This is a genomic window from Marinobacter sp., assembly GCF_041984545.1.
In the GTDB taxonomy this organism is placed as follows: domain Bacteria; phylum Pseudomonadota; class Gammaproteobacteria; order Pseudomonadales; family Oleiphilaceae; genus Marinobacter.
Genome location: NZ_JBHIXV010000001.1, coordinates 91,124 through 107,331 on the forward strand (window position 1 = coordinate 91,124; position 16,208 = coordinate 107,331).

Annotated in this window: 17 protein-coding genes and 2 tRNA genes; 10 read left to right on the forward strand and 9 right to left on the reverse strand. The window is 61.5% G+C overall.

Translation table 11 applies throughout. From position 1 onward, the window contains the following. Position 1: 1 nt before the first annotated feature. The gene (locus tag ACFC20_RS00440; protein ID WP_375191292.1) at positions 2–1,717 is read right to left on the reverse strand and encodes an NADH-ubiquinone oxidoreductase-F iron-sulfur binding region domain-containing protein; all 1,716 of its coding nucleotides are present in this window, start codon (positions 1,715–1,717) and stop codon (positions 2–4) included. Positions 1,718–1,879: 162 nt separating this feature from the next. Here ACFC20_RS00440 and ACFC20_RS00445 point away from each other — a divergent pair, with 162 nt between their 5' ends. Next, on the forward strand, positions 1,880–2,116 hold the full coding sequence (locus ACFC20_RS00445; RefSeq protein ID WP_375191293.1) for a type II toxin-antitoxin system Phd/YefM family antitoxin: 237 nt from the start codon (positions 1,880–1,882) through the stop codon (positions 2,114–2,116). Continuing rightward, on the forward strand, positions 2,116–2,541 hold the full coding sequence (locus ACFC20_RS00450) for a type II toxin-antitoxin system VapC family toxin (protein WP_375191294.1): 426 nt from the start codon (positions 2,116–2,118) through the stop codon (positions 2,539–2,541). Before ACFC20_RS00445 ends, ACFC20_RS00450 begins: the two co-directional genes overlap by 1 nt. A 25-nt stretch (positions 2,542–2,566) precedes the next feature. On the opposite strand, the gene ACFC20_RS00455 is transcribed toward ACFC20_RS00450, so the two are convergent. Next, positions 2,567–2,640: transfer RNA gene (locus tag ACFC20_RS00455), tRNA-Cys, on the reverse strand. Positions 2,641–2,700: 60 nt separating this feature from the next. Then, positions 2,701–2,776: transfer RNA gene (locus ACFC20_RS00460), tRNA-Gly, on the reverse strand. A 167-nt stretch (positions 2,777–2,943) separates the two neighbouring features. Between ACFC20_RS00460 and ACFC20_RS00465 the strand changes: the two genes are divergently transcribed. Genes ACFC20_RS00465 through ACFC20_RS00480 form a run of 4 tightly spaced genes read left to right on the forward strand, consistent with a single transcriptional unit; the run spans position 2,944 to position 6,543 of the window. Then, complete coding sequence (locus ACFC20_RS00465) at positions 2,944–4,119, forward strand: MlaE family ABC transporter permease (protein ID WP_375191295.1); 1,176 nt, start codon at positions 2,944–2,946, stop codon at positions 4,117–4,119. Between the two features lie 23 nt (positions 4,120–4,142). Then, a complete protein-coding gene (locus tag ACFC20_RS00470; protein WP_375191296.1) occupies positions 4,143–4,964 on the forward strand; it encodes an ABC transporter ATP-binding protein in 822 nt (273 codons plus the stop codon). Positions 4,965–4,966: 2 nt separating this feature from the next. Continuing rightward, positions 4,967–5,905 carry an MlaD family protein gene (locus ACFC20_RS00475; RefSeq protein ID WP_375191297.1) on the forward strand — a complete coding sequence of 313 codons (939 nt, stop codon included), beginning with the start codon at positions 4,967–4,969 and terminating at the stop codon, positions 5,903–5,905. Next, on the forward strand, positions 5,902–6,543 hold the full coding sequence (locus ACFC20_RS00480; protein WP_375191298.1) for an ABC-type transport auxiliary lipoprotein family protein: 642 nt from the start codon (positions 5,902–5,904) through the stop codon (positions 6,541–6,543). The genes ACFC20_RS00475 and ACFC20_RS00480 overlap by 4 nt, the downstream gene beginning before the upstream one ends. Here ACFC20_RS00480 and pgsA read toward each other — a convergent pair. The 5 genes from pgsA to ACFC20_RS00505 form a co-directional block, all read right to left on the reverse strand. Next, positions 6,488–7,054: a CDP-diacylglycerol--glycerol-3-phosphate 3-phosphatidyltransferase gene (pgsA, locus tag ACFC20_RS00485; protein WP_375191299.1), complete on the reverse strand. Its 567-nt coding sequence runs from the start codon at positions 7,052–7,054 to the stop codon at positions 6,488–6,490. The two genes, ACFC20_RS00480 and pgsA, sit on opposite strands and share 56 nt — an antisense overlap. Before the next feature lie 7 nt (positions 7,055–7,061). After that, positions 7,062–8,924, reverse strand: a complete 1,863-nt coding sequence (gene uvrC / locus ACFC20_RS00490) for an excinuclease ABC subunit UvrC (protein ID WP_375191300.1) — start codon at positions 8,922–8,924, stop codon at positions 7,062–7,064. Beyond that, entirely contained in the window at positions 8,908–9,567 is a 660-nt protein-coding gene (gene uvrY, locus ACFC20_RS00495; RefSeq protein WP_375191301.1) for a UvrY/SirA/GacA family response regulator transcription factor, read from the reverse strand. The genes uvrC and uvrY overlap by 17 nt, the downstream gene beginning before the upstream one ends. 99 nt (positions 9,568–9,666) lie before the next feature. Continuing rightward, on the reverse strand, positions 9,667–9,918 hold the full coding sequence (locus ACFC20_RS00500; RefSeq protein WP_375191302.1) for a hypothetical protein: 252 nt from the start codon (positions 9,916–9,918) through the stop codon (positions 9,667–9,669). Positions 9,919–9,980: 62 nt separating this feature from the next. Beyond that, positions 9,981–11,600 (reverse strand): methyl-accepting chemotaxis protein, encoded by a 1,620-nt coding sequence (locus ACFC20_RS00505; protein WP_375191303.1) that lies wholly within the window; start codon positions 11,598–11,600, stop codon positions 9,981–9,983. Between the two features lie 148 nt (positions 11,601–11,748). Here ACFC20_RS00505 and ACFC20_RS00510 point away from each other — a divergent pair, with 148 nt between their 5' ends. Beyond that, positions 11,749–12,453, forward strand: a complete 705-nt coding sequence (locus ACFC20_RS00510) for an AzlC family ABC transporter permease (RefSeq protein ID WP_375191304.1) — start codon at positions 11,749–11,751, stop codon at positions 12,451–12,453. Next, the gene (locus ACFC20_RS00515; RefSeq protein WP_375191305.1) at positions 12,446–12,775 is read left to right on the forward strand and encodes a branched-chain amino acid transporter permease; all 330 of its coding nucleotides are present in this window, start codon (positions 12,446–12,448) and stop codon (positions 12,773–12,775) included. Before ACFC20_RS00510 ends, ACFC20_RS00515 begins: the two co-directional genes overlap by 8 nt. A gap of 1 nt (position 12,776) precedes the next feature. On the opposite strand, the gene ACFC20_RS00520 is transcribed toward ACFC20_RS00515, so the two are convergent. After that, positions 12,777–13,184, reverse strand: a complete 408-nt coding sequence (locus ACFC20_RS00520; RefSeq protein WP_375191306.1) for a DUF1330 domain-containing protein — start codon at positions 13,182–13,184, stop codon at positions 12,777–12,779. Between the two features lie 160 nt (positions 13,185–13,344). Here ACFC20_RS00520 and ACFC20_RS00525 point away from each other — a divergent pair, with 160 nt between their 5' ends. Together ACFC20_RS00525 and ACFC20_RS00530 are read left to right on the forward strand one after the other, a co-directional pair. Further along, a complete protein-coding gene (locus tag ACFC20_RS00525; protein ID WP_375191307.1) occupies positions 13,345–13,806 on the forward strand; it encodes a (2Fe-2S)-binding protein in 462 nt (153 codons plus the stop codon). Next, positions 13,803–16,139, forward strand: a complete 2,337-nt coding sequence (locus tag ACFC20_RS00530; protein ID WP_375191308.1) for a molybdopterin cofactor-binding domain-containing protein — start codon at positions 13,803–13,805, stop codon at positions 16,137–16,139. The genes ACFC20_RS00525 and ACFC20_RS00530 overlap by 4 nt, the downstream gene beginning before the upstream one ends. Positions 16,140–16,208 lie beyond the last annotated feature (69 nt).

Below are 16,208 nucleotides of genomic sequence, written 5' to 3' on the forward strand. Positions count from 1 at the left end.
CCTACCCTTTGGCGATCAGGTTGTGCCCGGCCAGCTCGCCGCGGAAATCCCGCAGCAGGCTGAGTACGGGGTTCGGCGCAGCTTGGCCGAGGCCGCAGATGGAGGCATCGGACATCACACCGGCCAGTTGTCGAAGCGTTGCCTCATCCCAGGCGTCCCGCTCCAACAAGGTGAGCATCTTCTCGGTGCCCACGCGGCAGGGGGTGCACTGGCCGCAGGATTCATCGGCAAAGAACGCCAGAAGATTGGACGCGGCAGCTGCCAGGTTGTCCTGGTCAGAGAGCACGATGATGGCGGCAGAGCCGATAAAACAACCGTGTTCCTGAAGCGTGTCGAAATCCAGCGGAATATCCGCCTTGCTGGCCGGCAGTATGCCGCCCGAAGCGCCCCCGGGCAGATACGCCAGCAGCCGGTGCCCCTGGGCCATGCCGCCACAGTATTCCTCGACCAGCTCGTTGAGGGTAATGCCCGCCGGCGCCACATGGACGCCGGGTTTGGTCACCCGCCCGGATACCGAGAAGCTCCGCAGGCCCTTCCTACCATGGCGGCCCTGGCGGGCGAACCAGTCGGCGCCCTGGGCATGGATGCGCGGAATCCAGTACACCGTCTCCACGTTGTTTACCAGCGTGGGTCGGTCGAACAAACCTTTTTGCGCCACGAACGGCGGCCGATGCCTGGGTTTGCCGGGTTTGCCCTCAAGGGATTCGATGAGGGCGGACTCTTCGCCGCAGATGTAGGCACCGGCGCCCCGGCGAAGAATCACGAACCCGGGTTCCACCAGGCCGGCGGCTTCCAGTTCGCCGATGGCCTCTCTCAATACAGCCATCAGGCCGGGGTACTCATCGCGCAGGTAGATGTAGAGTGCGTCGGCTTCCACCGCCCAGGCGCTGACCAGGGCGCCTTCCAGAAAACCGTGAGGCTCGCGTTCAAGGTAGTAGCGGTCTTTGAAGGTGCCCGGCTCGCCTTCATCGGCGTTGATCACCGCATACCGGGGCCCGGGCTCTGCCCGAACCGCCTGCCATTTGCGGAAGGTGGGGAAGCCGGCGCCGCCAAGCCCGCGCAGGCCGGATTTTTCGAGCTCTTCGAGAAGCTGCTCAACGCTCACCCGCCCTTCCCGGCAATCAGTCAACAGCTGGTAGCCACCGCTGTACTGGTAATCGGCCAGGCGTTGCCATTGGATGGGCGCCGGCTGGGTGCGTCCCTGGTCGATGGCTTCCGCTACGTTGTCCGGGGTGGCATTGCTCACGTGGTGATGCCCCACCGCCGCCACAGGCGCTGCGTCGCAGAGACCCATGCAGGGGGCTCTCAGCACCCTCACCCGGACAGGATTGGCGCCCTGGCTGAGCGCCTGGTGCAAAGCCTCGGCACCCGCCAACTGGCACGATAAGGAATCGCACACTCGCACCGTAATTTCCTGCGGCGGCGTTTGTTCGTCGTGAACCACGTCGAAGTGCGCGTAGAAGGTGGCGGTTTCGTAGACGGCGGCCATGGGCAGATTCATGTAGGCCGTCAGGGCCCGAAGGTGGGCCATGGAAAGGTGGCCGAGGGCATCCTGCAGCTGGTGCAGGTGCTCAATCAGAAGATCGCGACGGCGCAGGCTTGGGTTTAGGCGTTCGTCGCCGATTAGGTCCCTCAGTTCCGTCAGGATTGCCGGCTGAAGTTGCCGGCCTCGTGGTGATCCTCGCCGGTGTTTGACCATCTTCTCATTTGTTCTCATGTCGTTGACCTGGCAACGAGGGTCCGCAAACAGGCCTGCTCGCTGTGTTGTTTTACAGCCATTGAAGCACAGCAGAAAGGGGCACCGCCAGACGATGCTCGCCATTGGAACGGGGAGAAATTGAGAGTACACTAATTGTGTACATATGCCAGGATGGAAATCATGCAAACAATCAATGTTCGGGAAACCCGGGAAAAGCTCTCGAATCTTCTGGACGCTGTGGCCGCGGGAGAAGAGATTGTGATTCTGCGCCATGGAAAACCTGCCGCACGTCTGACCGCGGCCCTGCCGGATAAGATCCAGTTCCCAAACCGTTCGGAACTCAGGGCATCTCTGCCACCCGTGCGGGAGAGCTCTGCACATGCGGTGCGGGAACTCAGAGATGAAGAGCGCTATTGATGTTGTATTTTGATACCAGCGCCGTTCTTCCCTACTACAGACAAGAGCACGCCAGCGATCGTGTTCAGGCTTTGCTTGATTCGCAAACACAGCCGGTTCTTATCAGTCATCTTACGGAGGTTGAGGTAGCAAGCGCGCTGGCCCGATGGGTCCGGATGGGAGAGCTCAGTGAACCCCAGGCGAACCGGATCGAAAGTGCGTTCCATGATGATGTCAGCCATGGCCGCTTCAGCCTGTGCCCCATTGAAACGGCGCACTACAGTCGGGCCAGCCACTGGATTGGGACGAGGAAGACAAGCTTGAGGACGTTGGATGCTCTCCACTTGGCATGTGCAGAACATCATCAGGCTCAACTCATCAGTGAGGACGAAGCGTTGGTGAACGCGGCGCTTTTCTTTGGTATAGACGCGCATCGCCTGACATAGGGAGCGAGAATCAGGGCTGGAAAATTGGAGGCGCGGGTCGGAATCGAACCGGCGTACACGGAGTTGCAGTCCGCTGCATAACCACTCTGCCACCGCGCCGGGAAAGATCGAAGGAATCGGATCTTTGTGCTCTCAGGTGGGCATTGAGAGACTTGAAATTGGAGCGGGAAACGAGATTCGAACTCGCGACCCCAACCTTGGCAAGGTTGTGCTCTACCAACTGAGCTATTCCCGCTCTGCTGTTGCCGGGGCATTGCCTCGTCAACGGCTGCGTATTCTACGGATTACCGTTCGGGCGTCAACCGTTTTTTATCAAGTTTTTGTTTTACCGGACTTTGTGGCCAGAAACTGGCCATGGCGGCTCGCAGTCTCTAAGCTGTTCAATGCCGAGCAAATTTACTCATGGAACGACAGCACGTGCCCAGCGCCTCCCCATCCGAGCAGTCTCGAACCAGTGCCTCATCACCCGGCTCCCTCTCTCTGGATGCAGGCTGCCTGACCGTTACCGGAGACTGGTTGCTGAGCCATTACCGTGCCCTTTCCCGGCAGGCGGCGAGCCTGGCTTCCGTAGACCTGAAGAATGCCCGCATTGATCTGTCCGGGCTTCGCCGAATCGACACCGCCGGGGCGGCGCAACTGGCCAATGTGATCGGCACGGACCGGCTGCTGGCCGAAATATCCGGCAATCACACGCTTCCGAACGAGAAGTCCGCCCTTATCCAGGCCGTGTGCGAGGCGCTGAAAGACCAGCCCGAAGCCCGGCCAGCCAAGCCGTCACTGGTGATGAGCGTGGTGGTGGGAACCGGCCAGAAGGTGGAAAGCATTGCCCAGCTGATCTGGACTCTCACCGGGTTTATCGGGCAGACCCTCGCCACCCTGGGCTGGACCCTCGTTCGCCCTGCGCGGTGGCGCATGACGCCGTTCGTGGCATCGGTTCACGACACCGGCCTGAACGCGCTGCCCATTGTGGCGCTGCTGACCTTCCTGGTGGGTGCGGTGGTGGCCTTTCTTGGTGCAACCGTGCTGGAGGATTTTGGGGCCACCATTTACACGGTGAACCTGGTGGCGTTCTCGTTCCTGCGGGAGTTTGGCGTATTGCTGGCCGCCATACTGCTGGCAGGCCGAACCGCCAGTTCCTTCACGGCCCATATCGGCGCCATGAAGGTAAACGAGGAGCTGGACGCCATTCGCACCCTCGGGCTCAATCCCATCGAACTGCTGGTGCTGCCACGGGTACTGGCCATGGTGGTCAGCCTGCCCATTCTCACCTTCGTGGGCATGATTGCCGGTATGGTGGGTGGTGCCATGGTGTGTGCCCTGGTGCTGGATATTGCACCCACCCAGTTCATGGCGATTGTGGAGCGGGACATTGCCCTGCGTCATTTCCTGGTGGGGCTGGTGAAAGCCCCCATCTTCGCCTTTCTGATTGCGGTGATTGGCTGCCTGGAGGGTTTCAAGGTGGCGGGCAGCGCGCAGTCGGTGGGTGAGCACACCACGTCAAGCGTGGTGCAGTCGATCTTTATGGTGATCCTGCTGGACTCCATTGCTGCGCTATTCTTTATGGAAATGGGCTGGTAACCATGGCAGGCGACGGATCGGCAATGAATGGCCATAAAACCGCAGAACCCGTGATTGAGGTGCGCCAACTCAGCAACCGCTTTGACAGCCATGTGGTGCATGAGGATCTCGATCTGGATCTGCTCCGTGGTGAAATCCTCGGCGTTGTGGGTGGCTCCGGTACCGGTAAGACGGTGCTGCTCAGGAGCATTGTTGGTCTGCATACGCCCTCCGCCGGGCACATTCGGGTGTTCGGGGAAGATCTCACCGAGTTGCCATCTACCCAGCGTTCGGACATTGAGCAACGATTCGGCGTGCTGTTTCAGGGCGGCGCCCTATTCACCTCTCTCAACCTGCAGGAAAACATCGCTGTTCCCCTGATTGAACACGCAGGCCTGAAGCGGCCCGAAGCGGAACAGCTGGCCCGGATGAAGCTGGGGCTGACGGGCCTGCCGCCAGAGGCCGCGACCAAATACCCCTCGGAGCTTTCCGGCGGCATGGTCAAACGGGCGAGCCTGGCCCGGGCCCTGGCCCTGGACCCGGAGATCCTGTTCCTGGATGAGCCCACCGCCGGCCTCGACCCCATCGGCGCGGCCGCCTTCGACCGGTTGATTGTCACGCTCCGGGACGCCCTGGGACTGACCGTGTTCCTGGTCACCCACGATCTGGATACCCTGTACGCGGCCTGCGACCGGGTTGCGGTTCTGTCACAGCGCCGGGTGCTGGTGGCTGATAGACTGGAGGTGGTTGCCGCCACGGATGACGACTGGGTTCAGGATTACTTCAACGGCCCCAGGGGGCGGGCGGCCAGCCAAGCGTTCAACACTCACAACACGCACCCCACTCACCGGAACCGGGAGCAGTAACCGTGGAACCGAGGGCTCACCATTTTATCATCGGGCTGTTTACGCTCGTTGCCTTCGCAGCGGCGCTTGGTTTTTCTCTGTGGCTGGCGAAATCCTCCGCTGACCGGGAGTGGGCCTACTACGAGATTGTCTTCAACCAGCCGGTGAGCGGGCTTTCCGGGGGCAACCCGGTGCTCTACAGCGGCGTGCAGATTGGCGATGTTGTGGAGATGCGCCTGGATCCGGACAACCCGAGCCATGTGCGGGTACTGGTGCGCGTGGACGAATCGGTGCCCATCCGCAAGAACACCCGGGCTGGCCTGGTGCTGGCCAACATCACCGGCAGTATGAACGTGCAGTTCAGCGGCGGCAGCCCCGACCAGCCGGCGCTGCACGGCACCCGCGAAAATCCGCCGACCATCGTGGCGGAGCCCTCTGCCTTCCATAACCTCCTGGCCAACGGCGAGCAGCTGGTGGTGAAGGCCGATGAGCTGTTGAGCAGGGCCACGGAGCTGCTTTCCGAAGACAACATTCGGAACACCGCGGCCATTCTGGAGAATACCCGGGTGGCCACCGACGCGCTGATCGCCCGCCGGGACCAGTTATCAGCACTGCTCGAGCAGTTCGATGCCGCTGCGGTTCGGGCCGAGGAAGCGGCCATCAAGGTGTCCCGCGTTTCTGACAACGCCTATGAGCTGCTGACCACCGACGGCAAACAGGTTCTGCAATCCATGGATCGAACCCTGGTGGTCCTGCACAGCACGCTGGCACGGGTGGACGCATTAACTCGAGACAACGCAGGGGCCATGGCGTCCGGGCTGCAGGGCATGGGCGAACTGGCACCGGCCCTGAGAGAATTGCGGGCCACCTTGCGCACATTGAACCAGTTTACCCGCAAACTTGAGCAGGATCCGACAGGCACCCTGCTCGGCAACGACACCATCAAGGAGCTGCCCCAGTGAGCAAAGGTTTTTTCGGTGTCATCGCGATTACATTGGGGATTTCGGCAGCCGCCGGCTGCACCGTGTTCCCCAACCCGGAGCCGCCCCGGGTGATGGCTCTGGTGTGGCCCGGCACGGAACGCGCACCGACCGAACGCATCCCCTACGTACTGAGGGTGGATACGCCCTACGCCTCGGCGCCCTTCAACAGCACCCGGATACTGGCCAAACCCACCGACTGGGAATTCCAGTCCTACCCGGACGTGCGCTGGCGGGATACTGTCCCGATGATGCTGCGGGATGCAATGATCGTATCACTGCGCCATAGCGCCGGTTTTGCGGATGTGATTGCGGAAACCAGCCCGGCGGAAGCGAACCTGACACTGGTGAGCGAGCTGTCGGCGTTCCACACCGAGGAACCCGCAGGTTACCCGACGATCAAGGTGGAGCTGCACGCCCAGGTGATCGATGCGCGCACGCGAGGCACTGTCTGTCGTCAGACATTTGAGATTGAAAAAACGGCCGGAGGGCCGACCGTGGAACAGGTGGTTCAGGCCTTCGGTGATGCCGGGCAGTCACTGACCGCCCGGATGATCGACTGGCTCAGCGGTTGCGACTATCCGCCTGCGCCGGAAACAGCTCGGGCCAGGCAGCCCTGATGTACAACCCCATGGACCAGAGGGTGAGAATCGCGGCGATGTAGAGGAGCACCAGCGCCACATCCGCCCAGACGTTACCGGGCGGAAACGCGAGCAGGCCCACAATGGCCGCCATCTGGGCGGTGGTCTTGATCTTGCCGATGTAAGACACGGCCACGCTGGCCCGACTGCCGATTTCCGCCATCCACTCACGCAACGCCGAGATGACAATTTCACGCCCGATAATCACGGTGGCGGGAATGGTCAGCAAAATGGCCGCGTGTTCCTCGATCAGAACCGCCAGGGCCACCGCCACCATGAGCTTGTCGGCCACCGGGTCCAGGAAGGCGCCGAACGGAGTGCTCTGGTCCAGTTTGCGGGCCAGGTACCCGTCGAGCCAGTCCGTGGCCGCCGCCAGCGCAAAGATGGCCGCGCTCACGAGGTAACTCCACCCCACCGGAAGGTAAAAGATCACCACGAACACCGGGATCATGATGATGCGGGAAAGGGTGAGGATGTTTGGTAGATTCATGCTGTCCTTACTCGTCGTGCAACGCGGCGTAGATGCTCTCCGCCAGTGATTTGCTGATGCCCGGCACCTTGGCCATCTCATCCACACCGGCCTTGCGGATTTCCTGGATGCCCCCGAAATAGCGGATCAGGTCGCGGCGCTTCTTGGGCCCCACACCTTCGATGCCTTCCAGTGTAGACTGCCGGCGCTTTTTGTCGCGCCGGGCCCGGTGCCCGGTGATCGCAAACCGGTGGGATTCGTCCCGGATGTGCTGGATCAGATGCAGCGCCGGCGAGTCAGCCGGCACCCGGAACACGTCGCCGGTCATGGCATCGATAAGCTGCTCCATGCCCGCCCGGCGGGTAACGCCCTTGGCCACACCGATCAGCGGAATATCGGAAATCTCAAGCTCATCAAACACTTCCCGGGCAATATTCAACTGCCCCTTACCGCCATCGATAAACACCAGGTCCGGGCGCTTGCCCTCGCCCGCCACCATGCGCTTGTAGCGGCGGGTCAGCACCTGGCGCATGGCGCCGTAATCGTCCCCGGCAGTCACGCCTTCGATATTGTACAGGCGGTAGTCGCTTTTCAGGGGGCCATTCTCGTCGAAAACCACGCAGGATGCGACCGTATTCTCGCCGTGGCTGTGGCTGATGTCGAAGCACTCCATGCGTGAGGGCGTTTCCGCCAGCTCCAGCAGATCTCTCAGGGCCAGCAGGCGGCGATACACGGTTTCCTTGCTGGCCAGGTGCGTGAGCAGGGTCTGGCGGGCATTGGTCATGGCCAGCTCCAGCCAGCGGCGACGCTCGCCCCGCACGTTGCCGCGTATGCGGGTTTCCCGGTTGGCGGACTCGCTAAGCGCCTGGGCCAGCAGCTCCTGGCCCTCAACCGCCACCGGTACCAAGATATCCCGGGGAATCTCCCGGCGGGTGTTGCCACCGAAATAATACTGGCCCAGAAAGGCGCTCAGCAGCTCGCCCTCGGTCTGTTCGATGGAGTAGCGCGGGAAATAGTCCTTGGTGCCCAGCACGCGACCACCGCGCACGATGATCACCACGATGCACACCACGCCCGCGTCCTGGGCAATGGCAATGACATCCGCATCGCCGCCCTCGCCTTCGATGGATTGCTGTTCCTGCACGTGCCGCAGGTGGTTGATCTGGTCCCGGTAGGCGGCGGCCTTCTCGAACTCGAGGTTTTTCGAGGCCGTTTCCATGGCGTTCATCAGGTCGTGGAGGATGGCCGGATTCTTGCCCTCAAGGAACATGGTGGCGTGGCGGATGTCCTCCAGGTATTCCTCGGGCGTCACATAGCCCACGCAAGGCGCCGTGCACCGGTTTATCTGGTACTGCAGACAGGGCCTGGTCCGGTTTCTGAAAAAGCTTTCAGTACAGTTTCTTATGCGGAATATCTTCTGCAGAACATTAAGACTTTCCTTGACCGCACCGGAGCTGGGAAATGGCCCGAACCAGGTACCTCCACCCTTCTTGGTGCGCCCCCTGCGGAACGTCAGCGACGGATAATCGCTGTGGGAGGAGAGGTAGATGTAGGGATAGGATTTATCGTCCCGCAGCAGGATGTTGTAGGGCGGGCGCAGGGATTTGATCAGGTTCTGTTCAAGCAGCAGCGCCTCGGTTTCGCTGCCGGTGATGGTAACCTCGATGGAGGCAATCTTGCCCACCAGGGCTTCGGTCTTTGGCGCCAGGCCGCTCTTGCGAAAGTAGCTGCCCACCCGCTTTTTCAGGTTGCGGGCCTTACCCACGTAGAGTACCGAGCCGCCCTCGTCGTACATTCGGTACACACCGGGCCGCTCGGTCAACTGCTTCAGGAAGCTCTGGCTGTCAAACTCCCCGCTGGTCTTCTGCTCAGGGTCAGACCTTGTCGGCATCAAGCAACCCGAGCCGTACTGCCATCAGGGCGAGTTCCACGTCGCTGGAGATCTCCAGCTTCTCGAAAATGCGGTAGCGGTAGCTGTTCACCGTCTTGGGGCTGAGGCACAGCTTGTCGGAGATGTCCTGCACCTTCTGGCAGTCCACCACCATCATGGCAATCTGCATTTCCCGCTCGGACAACCGCTCGAACAGCGACAGCTCGCCGTCATCGTCGCGGTCGCCGCCCAGTTGCTTCAGGGCCATCTTCTGGGCAATTTCCGGGCTGATGTAGCGCTGGCCGGAGTGAGCCATACGGATTGCCCGCACCATTTCCTTGATGTCGGCGCCCTTGGTGATGTACGCCGAGGCGCCGCTCTGCATAACACGGGTTGGGTAGGGGTCGTCGGCACAGGCAGTTACAACGATCACTCGGATGGAATCGTCGATGCGCAGGATGCGGCGGGTGGCCTCCAGACCGCCGATACCCGGCATCCGGATGTCCATAAGCACGATGTCCGGACGCTGCTGACGCACAAAATCGATGGCATCCTCACCGGATGACGCCTGCCCGATTACGTCAATGTCGGGGTTGTCAGCCAGCATCCGGGTAATACCGGAGCGCACCAGCTCATGGTCATCTACAACCAGTACCCTGATCAAAATTCACCTCGTGCACGGCTTTCGGGGAAACAGCGAGATTGTAACGTGTCGTTCAGGCTGCGGGTAGGTGCCAGATCAAATACTGCGGCGATATGCCGCCTAAGCCGGCACACCCAGGCCCGCGGTGTTCTCCACCGGATCGAACCATACCACCAGTTCACCACGGCGGACCGCCGCCATTACCCGGTCTACCTCGGCCATGGGGCTCTCAGTATCGTTCAGGCCGTGGTAACGAGTGCAGTACTCCTCCACCAGTCCCTGGAGCTGGTCTTCGGTCAGCAATTGGGTATCGACAACGAATTTTTCCTGGCGGGGATCCTGCTCGGGCTGGTGCTCGGTACTGCTGGTCATGGGGCCTCCTCGTGTATCCACCCATGGTAAGGGCTTTGCCGGCGAGGTAGAAGCCCCGGGGCTCAGCCCGGCTCGGAGGCGGTCCGAAAGCGGGCGATCAGTTGGCGCATGGACACCGATTCCTGGCGCAACGCCTCGCTGATACTGCGGGTTTGTTCAACGCTCTGGATCAGGAAGTCAGAGCTTTCTTCGAGTACATCCGAACGACGCCCTACCCGCCCGATTTCCTCCCGCTGGAGGACAACGGCTGAGCTGATCTCGGTGCTCAGGTGTTCCAGATTCACAAACTGGCCCCTGAGGCTTTCCAGATGGGCCTTGAGCGCGGCCAGATGCTCCTGGTTACTGTTCCCGGCGGCACGTACGTCCTCAAGGAGCGAATCAACCGTAGCAACCCCGGTTACCAGCCCCTGCACCCATTGCCCGATGTCGCGGGTGGATTCCGAGGTACGCCGGGAGAGCGTCCGTACTTCGTCTGCCACCACGGCGAATCCCCGGCCGTGTTCACCGGCCCTGGCCGCCTCAATGGCGGCATTCAGCGCAAGCAAATTGGTTTGCTCGGCAATGTCGGCAATCACACCAATAACCTGTTCGATCTTGCCGGTGGATTCGTTGAGCGCCTGAATCGAGTCAGAAACCCTGCCAATAACGTCCACCGTATGTTCCGCAGCAGCTTCGCTGGTACCGAGGCGGTGCTGGACTTCCTCGTTGGCGGCCACCGCACCGCTTACGGTGTCGGCCGAGGCCCGCGTTGCACGTTCGATGGCCGAGGCCTGCTCGGCTATGGCTGACATGGACTGACTCACATCGGAAACCTGCCTACGGGTCTGTTCGGAGGCCTCCAGAAGGCGTTCCGCCCCGCCGTCCAAGGAGCCGGAGCGCTGGTCCAGCGCGCCGGCTGCTGCCCGAATATCGCCGATGAAATGTTCAAACCTCTGCACCAGCCCGCCCAGGGCGCGGGCCACCCCGGCAACTTCATCCCGCCCCTTGAGCACGGGTACACGGGTGAGGTCAGCGTTGCTTTCCATGGCCACCAGATCGAGCTCCATGCTCTTCAACCGCTGTATTACCGAGCGGCGCAGCCAGAGTGTCATTGCTATCACCAGCAATGAAAAAACCAGCGAGCCGGCGATCAGGAACACCTGCTGCTCCGAAAGGAACGCCAGCAAATCATCGGCGCCAGCAGAAACCGATTGCCGGCTCTGCCGTTGGCGCTCGGCAATAGCTCCCAGCATCGGCTCCATGGCGGGGAAGAGATCGAAATCGACAACCTGGCCAACACGGTAGTAACTCTTTTCGGCAATACCGGCCTGCATGCGCTCCATCAGCGCCAGCACCCGATCAAAGTCAGCCTGGTGTTCGACGGCCCAGCCGGCAAGGCCGCTATCCCCTTCCACGCGACGCCAATGTTCCGGCAGCGAGGATTCCAGTTCCCCGAACGCTGTCTCTATCTCGTCCCAGAGCAACAGCTGGGCCTTGATCTTGTAGGCCAGATCCTGGAGCTGCCGGTGATCCTGCTCCAGGTCTGCCAGCAGCCAGGATTCATTCAGGCTGGACTGAATCAGGGTTTTCGATGCCTCTTCGGCTTTCAGAATGATGCTCCAGGAAAGCGTCGCCAGCCCGGCAACCGCGAAAAGAGAGAGGAAGGCAAATACCAGGATCCGGGTTCTGACGGTACCAAACATGACAACTCCAACGACGGTTGATGCCGCGGATGGTAGGCCCCTTATGTGACACTCTTGTGTCAGTGCCGCCGAGGATGCCAGGCGGCCCTTGCTTCAAAAACCTGCGCCAATTCACTATGATCCCCGCTTTCAGACCGTTTGGATGCTAATGAACCAGTCCGTTTTTCGGCTCACACTGCCTATTCTGTTTGGCTACCTGCCCCTGGGAATGGCGTTCGGCGTGCTGTTTACCACTCAGCTCGATTACGCCTGGTGGGCAGCGCCGCTGATGGGGCTGGTGATCTACGCCGGTGCCGGCCAGATTCTGGCGGTGAGCCTGCTGTCGGTTAACGCCGGGCTGCTGGAAGTGTTCGTGGCCATGTTCGTGCTCAATGCCCGCCATCTCTTTTACGGGCTGTCGCTGCTTGGCCAGTTTCGTGGCGCCGGTTGGCGCAAGCTGTATCTCATTTTTGGGCTTACCGATGAGACCTATTCGCTTCTTACCAGCCGCCCGAGAGGCACGGACCGCCCCCATGAACAGGAGGTGGATTTCCGGATTACGGCCTTCAATCAGGGCTACTGGGTTGTCGGGTGTGCCCTGGGAGCCCTGCTGGGAGACAACGTGGCGTTCGACAGCACAGGCATTGAGTTCGCGCTGGTGGCGCTGTTCATTGTGTTGACTCTGGAACAGTACAAAGCCCTGGGGGATGGCTTTCCGGTTTGGCTGGGAGCGGCGGCAGCTGGATTGGCCATGCTGTTACTGGCGCCAACACATCAGTTGATTGGCGCCATTACCCTGGTAACGGGAGCTCTGCTAATGGAATATCGGCGAACCCGAGGACAGGCAGCCCATGAGGAGTCCCACCATGGATGATTCCCTTAACCTCGGCCTGTTTATCGCGGTGGCGGCAGTGGCGACGTTCGCCACACGGGTGATTCCCTTCCTGTTTTTCGAACGGCACACCGACCATCCACTGGTACGCCACCTGGGGCGCTATCTGCCGGCGGCCGTCATGGCGCTGTTGGCGACCGTATTCCTGCAGCGGTCCGCCAGCTGGTCCGGCCCCTGGTTTGGCTTCGATGCCCTGATCCCGGGTGCTTTGGTTGTAGCAGTGCACCTCTGGCGCCGCAATGCCCTGCTCTCCATTGCCGCGGGCACGGCCAGCTATATGCTCATCAAACAGGCGGGCTTCTGACTCAGCCGGCGTTGCCCTCGATGTTAGCAACCAGCCTGGAATCCCGGAGCGCCGCCGTACGGTGTTTCACAACACCTTTGTACTCGGGGCTCTCGATCATCGCCATGAAGGCATCGATGGAGGGATATCGCACCAGCAGAACCTGATCCCAGGACTCGTCCGGCGGCGCGATCAGCGAGCCGACACTCCTGCCAGACCAGATCACTTCGGCCCCCACCGCTTTCACGCAGGCAGCCGCCTCGGCCATGTAAAGTGAATAGGCTTCGCGCCCGGTCCGCTCCGGGGCCTCTTCCTGATAATTGGCACGGTCGCGGAATCGCAGCAGGTTGAGCATAACCACAGGTTGATCCTTCGGCGTCTCTGCCAGCACCTTCCGGAGTTGCTCCTGGGTGGGATTAACGGCTTCCATCCTGTCCTCGTCGTCAAGTGGCTACGGGGCCTACTATAGCCTACGGCTGAGGCCGGAGGACACGGGTTTTCATTACCTTTACTTCAGAGAGCACTTTTTGCGTTCTTTGACCGTACAGCTACAGTGAAAGGTTCTAAATGCGCTAACAGAAGGGAACAACATGGCTACCCTCACCATCAACGGCGAGCAGTATGAGCTCGATGTGCCAGACAACATGCCATTGCTCTGGGTGATCCGCGATGTCGTGGGCCTCAAGGGCACCAAGTTTGGCTGCGGTATCGCTCAGTGCGGTGCCTGCACTGTGCACATGAACGGTACCGCCATCCGCTCCTGCGTCACCCCGGTTTCGACCGTCAGCGGCGAAATCACCACCATCGAGGCCATGGCCGAGGACGCGGTGGGCAGCAAGGTTCAGCAGGCCTGGCTGGACGTCGGGGTTGCCCAGTGCGGCTATTGCCAGGGCGGCCAGATCATGAATGCCACGGCGCTGCTCAAGCGCACCCCCAAGCCGGAAACCCAGGAGATCATTGATGCAATGGCCGGCAACCTTTGCCGGTGTGGCACCTACAACCGCATTCTTGCGGCCATTGAGCGGGCATCGGATGCGGAGGTGAAGTCATGAGCGAATCCAACAGCACTCTCATGCTCGCCAACGTCAGTCGGCGCGGGCTCCTCAAGGGCCTTGCAGCTGCCTCCGCGCTGGTTGTGGCCGCGCGCTGGGATCTTGCCGGCGCCAGCGAGAAGGCGCAGTTCGGGGCCGGCGCCATGCCCGGCGGCTGGGTGGATAACCCCAATGTGTTCATCCACATCGCGCCCGACGGCATCGTCACGATTGTTAATAACCGCTCTGAAATGGGCCAGGGTATTCGCACCAGCCTGATCATGGTTGGCGCCGATGAGCTGGGCGCCGACTGGGAGCAAGTGCGGGTTCAACAGGCGGACGCCAACCAGGAGAAGTACGGCAACCAGAACACCGACGGCTCCCGCAGCATACGCCACTGGTACGATCCCATGCGCCGTGCCGGCGCTGCCGCCCGACAGATGCTGGAACAGGCGGCTGCCAACGAATGGGGGGTGCCGGTTCATGAGGTGAAAACCGCCGTGCACAAGGTGGTGCACACGCCCTCCGGCCGGGAACTCGGCTTCGGCGAACTCGCCAAGGCCGCGAGGGAACTCGAGGTGCCTGGCCGCAATGCCCTGGTGCTCAAGGCAGACAGCGAACTGCGTTATATCGGCAAAGAAGCCGGGCTGATCAATGGCGACCTCAAGTCTGCCTATCCCAAGGCCATCGACGGTGAGGATATTGTCACCGGTAAGGCCATCTATGGCGCGGATGTGGCCCTTGAGAACACGCTCTGTGCGGTGATTGCCCGGCCTCCCGTTTACGGCGCCAAAATAAAGAGCCTGGACGACAGCGCTGCCCTCAAGGTTGCTGGCGTGAAGAAAGTCCTGCGCATTGATGGCGCTAGCCAGCCGGCGGCGTTCAGCCCCCTCGGCGGTGTTGCCGTGGTGGCCACCAATACCTGGGCCGCCATGGAAGGACGCAAGGCGCTCAAGATCGAGTGGGACAATGGGCCCGCCGGTGACAATGCCAGCTACACCTCGGAGGCCTATCTGAAGTCCCTGGAGAAAGCGGCCCAGTCACCGGGCAAAGTGGTCCGCCAGAACGGCGGAGATGTGGATGCGGCCCTGAAAGCGGCGGACAAGACAGTCTCTGCCACCTATTACATGCCCCACATGGCACAGGCGCCCATGGAGCCGCCCGTGGCCACGGTTCGCGTGGCTGATGGCAAGGCAGAGGTCTGGGCCCCGGTACAGAACCCCCGTGCAACGCGGGAGGGCGTCGCCGGCAGGCTGGGTCTGGACAAGGAACAGGTAACGGTGCACGTCACCCTGCTCGGCGGCGGTTTTGGCCGCAAATCAAAGCCGGATTTCGTGACCGAGGCAGCCATCATTGCCAACGCCTTCAAAGGCCAGCCAGTGCGGCTGCAGTGGTCCCGGGAGGATGACATCCATCACGCCTACTTCCACGCCGTATCGGTTGATCATCTGGATGCCGGTCTCGATGCCGATGGCAAGGCCACCAGCTGGCGGCACCGGACACTGTCACCCAGTATCGCATCGCTATTTGCGCCAGACCCGAAGCACATTCAGGAGTTCGAGCAAGGCATGGGCTTCAATACCATGCCGTTCGATGTACCGGCGATACGCCTGGAGAACCCGCCAGCACCCGCCCACGTTCGGATTGGCTGGTTCCGCTCGGTGTACAACCTGCCCCATGCCTGGGCCATTCAGAGTTTCGCCCACGAAATGGCCGTTGCGGCGGGTCGTGACCACCGGGACTACGTGCTCGAATTGCTGGGCCCGGATCGCGAGATCCAGAACCTGTCCGTCGGAGACGGATGGAACTACGGCGAGAACCCGGACCTCTACCCGATCGATATTGGCCGTATGCGCCGCGTGATCGAACGGGCCACCAGCGAGGCGGGCTGGGGCAAGCAAACCGCGAAAGGCCGTGGGCTGGGCCTCGCGTTCCACCACAGCTTTGTGTCCTACACCGCAATCGTCTTTGACGTGGAAGTGGACGACAAGGGCAACCTGACCATTCACCGGGCGGACATCGCCTTTGACTGCGGCCCCCAGGCCAATCCGGAGCGGATTCGTTCCCAGCTCGAAGGTGCCTGCGTGATGGGCATTGGCATCGCGCTACAATCCGAGGTCACGTTCAAAGACGGCATCGCACAGCAGGACAACTTCAACAACTACCTGATACCGCGTATGCCGGATGCGCCGAAGACCGTTCGGGTGCACCTGATCGATAACCCGGGCGATGCCATGGGCGGCGTTGGTGAACCAGGCCTGCCTCCGGTTGCGCCAGCCCTGTGCAACGCGATCTACGCGGCCACGGGCAAACGCATCCGCCGGCTGCCCGTCGGTGACCAGTTGAAAGCCTGAAGACCTCTTGAGGTCAGGGCCCCGCCAGGGGTCCTGACCTGCTTTTACCGCGCACCTACCCCGACCTTG

Excerpts from the sequence above, each read along its gene's own strand:
- pgsA (WP_375191299.1), bottom strand. The coding sequence starts at position 7,054 with ATGAATCTACCAAACATCCTCACCCTTTCCCGCATCATCATGATCCCG.
- ACFC20_RS00505 (WP_375191303.1), bottom strand. The coding sequence starts at position 11,600 with ATGTTTGGTACCGTCAGAACCCGGATCCTGGTATTTGCCTTCCTCTCT.
- ACFC20_RS00515 (WP_375191305.1), top strand. The coding sequence starts at position 12,446 with ATGGATGATTCCCTTAACCTCGGCCTGTTTATCGCGGTGGCGGCAGTG.
- ACFC20_RS00445 (WP_375191293.1), top strand. The coding sequence starts at position 1,880 with ATGCAAACAATCAATGTTCGGGAAACCCGGGAAAAGCTCTCGAATCTT.
- ACFC20_RS00520 (WP_375191306.1), bottom strand. The coding sequence starts at position 13,184 with ATGGAAGCCGTTAATCCCACCCAGGAGCAACTCCGGAAGGTGCTGGCA.
- ACFC20_RS00440 (WP_375191292.1), bottom strand. The coding sequence starts at position 1,717 with ATGAGAACAAATGAGAAGATGGTCAAACACCGGCGAGGATCACCACGA.
- ACFC20_RS00450 (WP_375191294.1), top strand. The coding sequence starts at position 2,116 with ATGTTGTATTTTGATACCAGCGCCGTTCTTCCCTACTACAGACAAGAG.
- ACFC20_RS00465 (WP_375191295.1), top strand. The coding sequence starts at position 2,944 with ATGGAACGACAGCACGTGCCCAGCGCCTCCCCATCCGAGCAGTCTCGA.
- ACFC20_RS00470 (WP_375191296.1), top strand. The coding sequence starts at position 4,143 with ATGAATGGCCATAAAACCGCAGAACCCGTGATTGAGGTGCGCCAACTC.
- ACFC20_RS00500 (WP_375191302.1), bottom strand. The coding sequence starts at position 9,918 with ATGACCAGCAGTACCGAGCACCAGCCCGAGCAGGATCCCCGCCAGGAA.
- ACFC20_RS00510 (WP_375191304.1), top strand. The coding sequence starts at position 11,749 with ATGAACCAGTCCGTTTTTCGGCTCACACTGCCTATTCTGTTTGGCTAC.
- ACFC20_RS00525 (WP_375191307.1), top strand. The coding sequence starts at position 13,345 with ATGGCTACCCTCACCATCAACGGCGAGCAGTATGAGCTCGATGTGCCA.
- ACFC20_RS00530 (WP_375191308.1), top strand. The coding sequence starts at position 13,803 with ATGAGCGAATCCAACAGCACTCTCATGCTCGCCAACGTCAGTCGGCGC.
- uvrC (WP_375191300.1), bottom strand. The coding sequence starts at position 8,924 with ATGCCGACAAGGTCTGACCCTGAGCAGAAGACCAGCGGGGAGTTTGAC.